Source organism: Paenibacillus kyungheensis (assembly GCF_028606985.1).
GTDB lineage: Bacteria > Bacillota > Bacilli > Paenibacillales > Paenibacillaceae > Saccharibacillus > Saccharibacillus kyungheensis.
In genome coordinates this window covers 2467054-2477998 of the sequence record NZ_CP117416.1, presented here as the reverse complement: position 1 = coordinate 2477998, position 10945 = coordinate 2467054, and the positions used below count along the sequence as shown (strand labels likewise).

The following is a 10945-nucleotide window of genomic DNA, read 5'->3' as shown; positions in this document are numbered from 1 at the left end:
GATTATTGATATACCATAATCGTTTTGTTGTTGTTCCATAATGGCAACTCTGGTTGTCCTATCGTCTCAATCATTACAAGTTGATCTAATGTATTGGTCAAAAGCAACTCAAGCGCTTGATTGGCTTCTGGTGGCTCAATAGATCCAATGCCTTTACTTGCCATACTTTGCTGTACTTCTGGAGATACAACCGATCCAACATTTCCCCAATAACCCCAGTTCATCACTTTAACTGCACATGTACAAGACTGTGATAACTGGCGGGCAAACGCATCAATATACGTGCAACCAGCAACATAATTACTTTGTCCTGGTAATTTCATAAATGAATTCAAAGAAGAAAAGAATACAATAAAATCTAAAGATTCTTGAGTAAATACCTGTGCCATATTCACACTAATATTTAATTTAGGTGCAAGCCCTGTGCAAAATTGGTGTTCATCCATATTGGCTAGACTACGATCAGACAAGACTAGTGCAGAATGAATCACTCCATCAATATGATCATAATGTTGCTTGATCTGTTGATATGCACGTTGCAATTGGTTCAGATCGGTAGCGTCTGCTGAAATGTATACTGGAGGTCTCCCTAATCGAGCCAAGCGATCTAGCTGAGCTTGAATCTGTGGATTTTGTTCTTTTCGACCTATCCATACAATATTCGCCTTGTAATTACGAATCATATACTCGCTCCATACTTCGCCTATTCCGCCTGCTCCACCGATGATTACATATACTCCGCCTTGACGATAGAGCGTAGATGTCTGGTTTTGCTCATATTCAACAGCAAGTAATTGTTGGTGATACCATTCTTGATCACGAAATAGATAAGCATTCCCTTGTGGATCAGGGGCGATTGATAATATATCTGCAACTGGAATATGTGCTTCGTTTTCTATATCCACAAGGCGAATTTGCCAGTGACTGTACTCTTTGGCAAGTGATCCAATATATCCATGTAATGCAGCTTGCGCTGGATATATATTGTCAAATGGATCAAGCTGTTGTGCTTGATAAGTAATGACTGTTACATGTAGCGACCGGCTTCCATAACCAAGTGCTAACAAACTTTTGACAAACCGAAAAAATAAAAGAACTTCTTTTTGTTGAGAAGCAATACTTTTTTGCTCCTGTGCATCTGATATCGATTCAGGTGAAGCAGTCCAGATCACTTGATCTATTTCGCTGAATATCGATAAACGATCGGTTATCTGATTGATCGATTGACCAGCATCTATATTGACTATATTCATATTGGGCATAAAATCTGACCAGATTTCTGGCACATTAGATTGAGTATTAATGTACACGATTGTTTCTATCGATTCAGACACATGTGTTGTAGGAATACTATCGATTAACTCCCACACTGGAGTAAACATCATTGTTTCTGTATTTCTTATAGCCAAAGTATCTATAGCATCAGAAGGCTGAATTGGAGCATGATGAGATTGCATACGACGTGTCACAAATTCTTTTAATCGTATACATACCGTTCCTTGTCGATTACAAATATCAATATCTAATCTAGGCATAGAATCATTGGAATGACTGCCTGAACTATATTGAATATGTGCCCACATTTCTGTATCACAATCCCCCAACACTTCAAGCCTTTGCAGAGCAAACGGAAGCGAAGGAGAAGTGATAGATCCATCAAACCCAGTCGTTAATCCTATAGAAGCTTGTAATGCCCCATCAAGCAATGCAGGATGAAGAATATACGGTTGAATAGTAGATTCAAATACATCTGGCAACGATAATTTGGCGATCAATTGATCGGTACCTACAGACACATATTGTATCGTCTGATGAGCTACACCATAAGATAATCCCATCGCTGCAAAAGCTTTATAACATTCAGCAGCAGACCATTTTTTCAACTGACAAGCTTGTTGAATAGAATGAATATCTAGCACTTGTTTGTGTAATGCGATATCGAATGTTGCTCTACCCTGACTACATAACAACGGTTCTTGATGATCTTGTTCACTATAAATCTCATAACTCATGTCTTGTGCATGTTCTAATTGCAGATGAATATGGACTGACTTTGAAGATTGTTCAATAGATACAGGATTCGCCCATACGATATGAGTTAATGCAAAAGGCACAGGTAGCTCTGTGTCTAACCCTTTTGATAACGGCATAGAATGTCTGATCGCTTGCAAAGCCATTTCCAAATGAGCAGCTCCTGGTAATATCGGTACACCTTGTACTTGATGATGTTCTAGAAAAAATTCATTTCCGCTAAATATAGAAGTAAATGTTTGTTGTTGTAATCTTGAATGATTACGGTGTAATAAAGGATGAATATAGTCAGCTATCGAAGCCACTTGAGATTGTACTGATACATCAATATCAGATTGTATTGTTGCTGGCGTATACCAATATTTTTCTTTGGCAAATGGATAGACTGGTAAAGACATTCGCTGTGGTAATACATCATTCTCGTTATAAGCTAACGACCATTGAATATCTATACCTTGTACCCATAGTTCTAACAATTGAGGATATTTTCTTTTCACAATCCATGTTGTGATCGTAGCTTGCATATCTTCGTCTGACCATTGCGCTTGGATTTGTTTGCTACTTGAAGTATAGCCTTTATACGTGTTTGTAGATTTGTCGATAGAATGCAGACTTTGTTTCAATTCATCCTTCAATTTGTCTACAGATGACACGATAATAGCTAGACGATAATCCATTGCTTCGCGCCCGACCTGCAAAGTATAAGCTATATCCGGTAATTGTTTTTCATTTATAGATGAACGTTCTAAGTATTGAAGTAAACGCTCCATAATTACCTGTAATCGTTCTTCTGTACGAGCAGACAATACAATAGCTACAGGAGGACTGTTGTAATCTTGCTGATCATGTAGTTGCTGGTGAACAAAGGCAGGCATATACTCTGCCACAATCAGATGAGCATTGGCTCCGCCTGCACCAAAAGAAGAAATACCTGCTATTCTCGGTATTTCTTCTTGATAACCACCTTGTTCAATTTGTGGTCTATTCCATGCTGTTAACTGTTGTTGAACATGAAAAGGAGTATGTTCAAACTGAATATTAGGATTCAATCGATTAGAATGAAGCGATGGTACTAATTGCTGGTGTTGAAATTGTAATAAGATTTTACTTAATCCGGCTATGCCTGCTGCACTTTCGCAATGACCGATATTAGACTTGATAGAACCGATCGCACAAAATTGCGTATCTGTAGTATGTTGAGCAAATGCTCTGCGCAATCCTTCGATTTCGATAGGATCACCTAGTGCTGTTCCTGTACCATGAGCTTCAATATAACTAATCATACGTGCATCTATACCCGATGTTTGTATAGCATCAGCAACCACTTTCGACTGAAGCGCCGGGTTAGGAACGGTATAGCCTTTGGTTTTGCCACCTGCATTGATCATACTGCCTTTGATCACTCCATAGATATGATCCCCATCTTGTATCGCTTGCTGAAGAGGCTTTAATACGATAGCGCCTACTCCTTCTCCGTCTACAAATCCATCAGCAGATTCGCCAAAAGAACGACATTGTTCTCCAGGAGAAAGCATATTTTTTTCACATAATCGTGCATAGTGTACAGGATCTACAATCAGATTCACCCCGCCAGCAATTGCACAGTCACTGGTTCCACTGTACAAACTGTCTAATGCTAAATGAATAGCTGTTAGCGATGATGAACATGCTGTATCCACAGCCAGACTAGGTCCTACAAAATTAAAACTATATGAGACCCGATTGGCTATAGACCAGTATGATGATCCAGTAGGATAGTTTCCATTCATCACACCTACAAATACACCTACTTTTTGCGAATTACTTAATTGTTGCGGAATATAGCCGGCATCTTCAATACAAGAATAAGCAATTTGTAAAAATTGTCGTTCTTGCGGGTCCATTTGTTCTGCTTCTTTGGGAGAAATATAAAAAAATAAAGGATCAAACGTATCAATACCTTTGATAAATCCTCCCCACTTGCTATAAGAAAATCCGGTTTGCCCTTTTTCAGAACGGTAATGATTTTGCCATTTCCAGCGCTCGGTAGGTATTTCGGTAATAGCACTTTTACCTTGTTGTAGTTGATTCCAGAATTCATCCATATCATCGGCTTGTGCATATCGACCTGCTAGTCCAATAATAGCGATATCTTGTTGGCGTGAATCTGTTGATGCAGTTGATGTTATAGATTCAGTATCAGGTTCAACTAATGGTTCTGTGATCACTGTAGAAGTATAAGGAATAACCTCTTCTAGCACATTTACAGTTGCAATAGGATCAGTACTTTCTTCGGAATCTGACTCTACTTTTTCTCCCAACATCTTCATCAAAGCTTGATAGCGATTGGTGATAAAATACTCGACTAACGAGGCTATAGTAGAGTATTCAAAAAAGAGCACACTACTCACGTGCTCTTCCATGACTTTATTCAGTTCATCTGTTAATTGAATAATTAAAATAGAATCCATACCATACATTTCAAGTTCTTCACTAACATCTATACTATCGGGTTCCACTTCCAAAATCTGTCCAATGACTACTTTGAAGTGCTCCATACTTTTCTGTTTTACTAACTCTTCAGATTGTTGTGTTGTTGATGTCAAAGTGACTTTGTTGGATACTTCTTTTGTTGTTACAGGTTGTTGGATCATTTTCTCTGCATCATGATGTTTAGGAATAGCGATTTCTTTTTTCTGACGAACAATTCCATCACTTATAGCAGTGATCACCTGTTGCCCTAGAAATTCAGTCTCTACCGTTGGATACGTAATCTGCTGATATCCTTCTTGTTCCAGTACATTGCTCCATTGCTTAGGAGTCAGCAACGGACAACCCGGAATACGCAATACCGGATCTTCATACAACCACCATCCTTGAAGCAGACCAAAAGTGACATGATTAAACAAAGAATATTCAATAATTTCATTAATAATGATTTGACCGTCTTTTTTTAATAACGCTTTGGCATTACGTAAAGTTAAACGAATATCGCGTGTAGCGTGTAGCACATTGGTCGCTAAGACTAGATCGTAACCACCTATATCAATCTGCTGATTCAGCATAGATTCTTCAATATTTAGAAGATGATATGTTAAATAATCGTAGTGAATCCCATAATGTTTACGAGCATGATTGAGAAAAGATTTGGAAATATCAGTATACGCATATTCTTCTATATATGCTGCATACGGTTCTAATCTGGAAAATAATAAAGCGCTTGTTCCACCTGTGCCTGCTCCTATTTCCAAAATACGCAATGATTTAGAATTACTCTTCTGATCTATGGTTTGAATCTGAGCAATGACCTGATCTGCAACCATATGATTAAAATGATCTGCTATCTTATTGTGCTTGTAGATTCCTTCTACCAGATCCATCGAAGCATGTGAAAACATCAAGTCGGTTGCTGGCTTATCACCATGTAAAATATCAGGTAAGGACAAGAGCATCGTTTCAGCTAAAATCACTTTGGCACGCATGTTATCATCTTTTAACCATTGTTCTTTGTGTTCTGTCCAGTTGTTCCATACTTCATCAGCATGTAGCAAAGGAAACGAATTCTGGTTAAAAACAGTTACCGTTTGTTGTAGCCATTTCATATACATTTGATTTGTTTTAGGAAGTAAGTCTAATAGCTCCGCTATAGGCATATCTGCTGTATAGCCTATCTTTTGCATCTGCACATACAATAATTGAACAAGCCATTGATTTAGTTCATCTAACTGTTGCTGTTGATCATATAGTTGTTCATTATCAGACATAAAGATCTCCCTTTTCTGATCATTGTACAATCATTAGTTCTTCTTCATTGATATGATACACATTGCGTTCATCTACTTGTTTGATTAGCCCTATCTGTTGACATGGAGAAACAAGCAACCATTCTAATGCTTGCATCGCTTCTTGAGGTTCGATCGAACCGATTCCCTGTTTGAGCATACGTTCACGATAGTTCCTTGATGCTACTGTGCCTACACTTCCCCAATATCCCCAATTCATGACTTTGACAGCACATGTCCAACGAGTGGCTAGATATTGTGCAAATGTGTCTTTAAACGTACAGCCTGCTGCATAATTACTTTGACCTGCTGGCTTAGCAAATGCATTGATTGAAGAAAAAAACAGCACAAAATCAAGATTCGTTTTTTGAAATACGTGTTCTATACTGGCACACACATTCACTTTGGCTGTCAACGCTCCGCGAAACCGCTCTTCATCCATCTGCATGAGTGTGTTGTCTAATAAAGAAATTGCTGCATGGATAACACCGTTAATCTGAGGATAACGCTTGATGATTTCTTGATATACTCTTTCTAGATCGTCTGGATCAGCGGCATCTGCACTGATATATTCAGGTGCTGTGCCATACTGTGCTAAATGATGTAAGCTGGATTCAATCTGTTCATTGATATCACGTCTACCAATCCAAATAATCTTTGCTTGATAATGGCGTATCATGTACTCGCTCCATACTTCGCCGATCCCTCCTGCACCACCGATCACTATATACACACCATTTTTACGATAAGCAGTGTGTTGAATAGCTGTATACTGTACCGGAATAAGTTGCTGTTGATGCCACTGCGATCTACGATAACTTATCACATCACCATCAGGATGAGGTGGTAATGAAAAAATAAGTTGCCAGTCTATCGCCTCTGTCTGTTCAAGATCAACTACACGAAAATGCCAATTTTTTATTTCTTTAGCCAGTGAACCTATTAAGCCGTTAATGCTGCTATGAATAGGTTTAACTTGTTCAGAAGGCGATACCCGTTGCGTATTCATAGTGACTATCGTCCATTCCAATACATGACGATCATCATGGTGTTGAAATAAACTTTTGATCAGACGAAAAAGCTGAATTACACCTTGTTCTTGTCCATATATAATCGCTTCACTATGAGTCACATCTGATGGAAGATCAGAAACTATCCATACTATATGATCGATCTGACCATAAAGAAGTAACGACTGATAGATAGACTCAATATTCTGGTCTGTTTTCCATTCCCAGCGTATAGCATTTGGATAATCAGAAGAAAGAGCGATCCACTGCATATCAGAACTTCCTATCACCAGCATTTTTTGTTGATGTATTGCAGTATGATCTAGGCTTACAACTTCATCTACTGATAAGGTATCCCATACCGGTGCAAACATGGTTACCTGTTCAGGTAATTCAGTCAGTGCTGGTACTCGGGATGACTCTAATAATTGTCCTTCTAATGTTCTAGCTGTATATTTTGATATGCGTATACATAGTTGCCCTGAATCATTATAAAGATCTATATCTAACTTTTGCACTTTGTCCTGAACACTACTGCCTTCGCTCCAACGAATACATACCCACATTGTCGTCGTACAAGCTTGAATATACTCTAACTCTTCCAAAGCAAAAGGTAACTGAGGTTTTTCTTTCAAATGTGTATCCTGTTGAGACATTGTAAATAAAATAGCAACTTGTAATGCCGAGTCGAGCATCGCCGGATGCAATATATAATCGGATAGCGTAGTTTCGATCTTCGCTGGCAGCTTTATTTTGGCTACGGCTTGTTGCTTATCTATCCATATATGATCAATACCTTGATGACTATCACCATAATTCAGCCCCCATTGATCCAGTTGGTGATAGCAAGTTGTAGCATCCCATTGTTGTTGTGTAGATAACTGCTGAAGTTCTTCAGGGTCAATAGTTGATAGCTGAGATTCTGAATAGTTCTTCAGCATAACTATGCCATGACCACATACAGAAAGACTAGAATCCTGATGCTTTACAGCAATCTCATAGCGTAATTGTTCTTGTTTTGCTGAATACAGATAGATGTGTACATCAATTGGTTGGTCTGTAACATAGATAGGTTGTGTCCATGTTACATGGTTCAAGACAAAGCCAGTCTGAACTTTTGTTAACATCCCGCTCGCTTTTTGAAGGGCTGCAACAGCCATTTCCAAGTAAGCTACACCAGGTAACACAGCAACCCCTTGTACCAGATGATCCCACAAAAAGAATTCTTCTCCTGTAAATGTAGATTGAAAAGCAATACGATCTGTTGTCGATTGATTTTGTTGTACCATCGGATGTGAAGCTATATCATTTTGTATCGATTTTTGCTTTGTTTTGGTATTGGCTTGCAGTCGAAATGTAGTACGTTGAAAGGCATATAAAGGTAAGCTCACTTTGGTGTAAGATTGATTTTTGTAAAATACATCCCAGCGAATATCAATGCCATGTAGCCACAATTGTAATAACTGTTCTGTATAAGAACCGTTTAAATGGATAACACATTGTTTGTTAGTTATCATGTGATCTGCAAATAGTTCTTCTCCCAATGCAGATGACTTATCTTCTGTATACACCAGGTGCGACAACCAGTCAGAAGGATGATCTATTTCAGTAAGCGTATGATTATGCGCATAAAGTATAGAATAATCATGTTGCTTATTGATTTGATTTGGTTGTTGCGACAATGAATGGGCTATACGCTCAGCATCCAGATTAGTATGCATAATAAGTTCCAATGCGTCTTGCTTGCTAAGCATCTCATCATCTAATAAATCTATACATTCTTGCCAAGCTTTATGATCAAAAGTATATTGCTCGGATAGATTCCATTTTTGTTTCAATTTGCGTAAGGAATACACAATACTTAACAGTATTATCATATTGATCTGAGCGATTGGATAATCACAAGTCATCGGTTTATCTTGAATCATCCATTTGATAATATCGATTTTATATTTTTCTTGTATGATCTTATTCCATTCTTCTAGCAATGATCTAAACGTATACTGATGAGCGTATAACATTTTAGCTTTGTTGATATGTTCTTGTTGAATACGTGATATCTGCTCATATTGCGCAAGTTCTGATAATTGATTGGACAGATATTCAACATATGCAGCATCCCATACTAGAGGTGCGATATAGGCATGATTCCCTGTATATAAAGGAATAGAAGGTCTATTAAGCACCATCTCTTCTTGATTTGCTTGATGAAGTAACAGATTCATAATCGTTGTAATAGGTAAAACCTTACTAATAGCAAGACCGATCCATGTTCCTTTTCCAAATGCTGTCACGAGTTCTGGTAATGTACTTAATTCAATTAACGTACATGCATAACTATATCCACTTATAAATGCATATAATTCGATATCCTTATCAAGCCATACTTCTTGATAATAACCTTCAGTTTGATTAGGATCTTGGGTCATCTGTCGAAGAATATTCAACGTTTCTTCTTGTTTTTGCTTATACAGAGAACTGTAGATAGAACTTGATTGAATATCAGCATAACCTCTCCATGATAAGCCTGTTGTATCCAAGCTCCAATACGGTTGATCTGCTTTGATAATATGCGAAGCAGCCGTTTGTAGCCATTTTTTGATATCGCTGATAGAAGATACGATACTGCCTACTCGATAAGAAAAAGATTCTCTCCCATGTAAAAGTGTTCTACATATATCATGAAATGAATACTCTTTTTCCTCGATATGCTCGATCCAGTTTTTCCAATGGTCAATCAATTGCTCAAGACTTTGAATCGTTTTGGCAGATAATACAATGAATTGAGTGACAGGTGTAGGGAGTGATGATTCTACAACCTCATGAGCAGAATCAGGTATATATTCTTCCAACAAAATATGAGAATTAACACCGCCAAATCCAAAAGAACTTACTCCTGCTCGCAAAGGTTGATCTGTAGCAACTCGTTCCCATACACTACATTTTGTAGTGACTTGAAATGGAGTAGAGTCAAAATCGATCATCGGATTCAGTGTTTGGATATTTAGAGAAGCCGGTATCTTTTGGTGCTTCATCATCATTAACACTTTAATGATCCCAGCCATTCCAGCTGCACTTTCCAGATGTCCGATATTGGTTTTGACCGAACCAATCTGACAATATCCATTATCTGAAGTATCTGTACGAAATGTTTGAGTTAAAGCTTCGATTTCTATCGGATCACCTAGCGATGTACCTGTACCATGAGCTTCAATATAATTGATAGTCGATGCTTTTACATCAGCAGATTGATAAGCGGCTTGAATAACTTGTTGTTGAGATTCCATTTTGGGAGCAGTTAAAGAAACGCTTTTCCCGACATGATTCACAGCCGATCCCCGAATCACTCCATAGACATGATTCCCATCTGCTATCGCTTGATCTAGTCGTTGTAACAAAAGGACTGCAACCCCATCGCCAGGCACATACCCATTCGCTTGTTGATCAAATGTTTTGCATTGACCATCTGAACTAAGCATTCGAGATTGAGCAAAAGAAACATATTTCATAGGATGAAGATTTAGATTCACAGCCGAAGCGATAGCATAATTACAATCACCATGAATTAATGCACGTCTGGCTTCATGGACAGCCACCAGTGATGAAGCACAAGCTGCATTAATAGGCATACTTATCCCTTTTAAATTCAAAATATAAGATATTCGATTGGTTAACAGACTTTCATATGTACCTAGACAAGCGTAACTATCGATGTCTTGCTGATCCAGACTGCTGATCTCTTGTAAATAATCAGCCGACATAATACCTGCGTAGACCGAAGTGATTTGTTGTTGCAATAGTGATAATGGAATACCTGAATCTTCAATACAATGCCATGTTTCCTCTAGCAATAATCGCTGTTGAGGGTCCATATTGTTTACCTCACGTGGCGAAATATTGAAAAACCGATGATCAAAATCGTACACACGATCGATCGCTCCACACCATTTACTATTGGTTTTGCCTGCTTCCAGTACATCGGCAGAGTAATAGTCTTGAATATTCCAACGATCAGCGGGAATTTCTTGAATAGAATTGACGCCTGCTTCAAGATTGTTCCAAAATTCCTCATACCCATTCGCACCGGGAAAGCGACAAGATATCCCTACAATAGCGATATCGGCTCTTTTCGATTCCATTACT

General features: G+C 38.2%; 1 protein-coding gene and 3 pseudogenes. All 4 read right to left on the bottom strand.

Features of this window, described 5'->3' with window-relative positions; genetic code table 11:
* Positions 1-2: 2 nt before the first annotated feature.
* Positions 3-1889 (bottom strand): annotated as a pseudogene (locus PQ456_RS23005) (SDR family oxidoreductase); the annotation flags it as partial.
* 114 nt (positions 1890-2003) lie between these two features.
* Positions 2004-4601 (bottom strand): annotated as a pseudogene (locus PQ456_RS23000) (beta-ketoacyl synthase N-terminal-like domain-containing protein); the annotation flags it as partial.
* A gap of 198 nt (positions 4602-4799) precedes the next feature.
* A pseudogene (locus tag PQ456_RS22995) lies at positions 4800-5333 on the bottom strand (class I SAM-dependent methyltransferase); the annotation flags it as partial.
* Between the two features lie 460 nt (positions 5334-5793).
* Positions 5794-10941: an SDR family NAD(P)-dependent oxidoreductase gene (locus PQ456_RS10850; RefSeq protein ID WP_273616145.1), complete on the bottom strand. Its 5148-nt coding sequence runs from the start codon at positions 10939-10941 to the stop codon at positions 5794-5796.
* Positions 10942-10945: the final 4 nt, after the last annotated feature.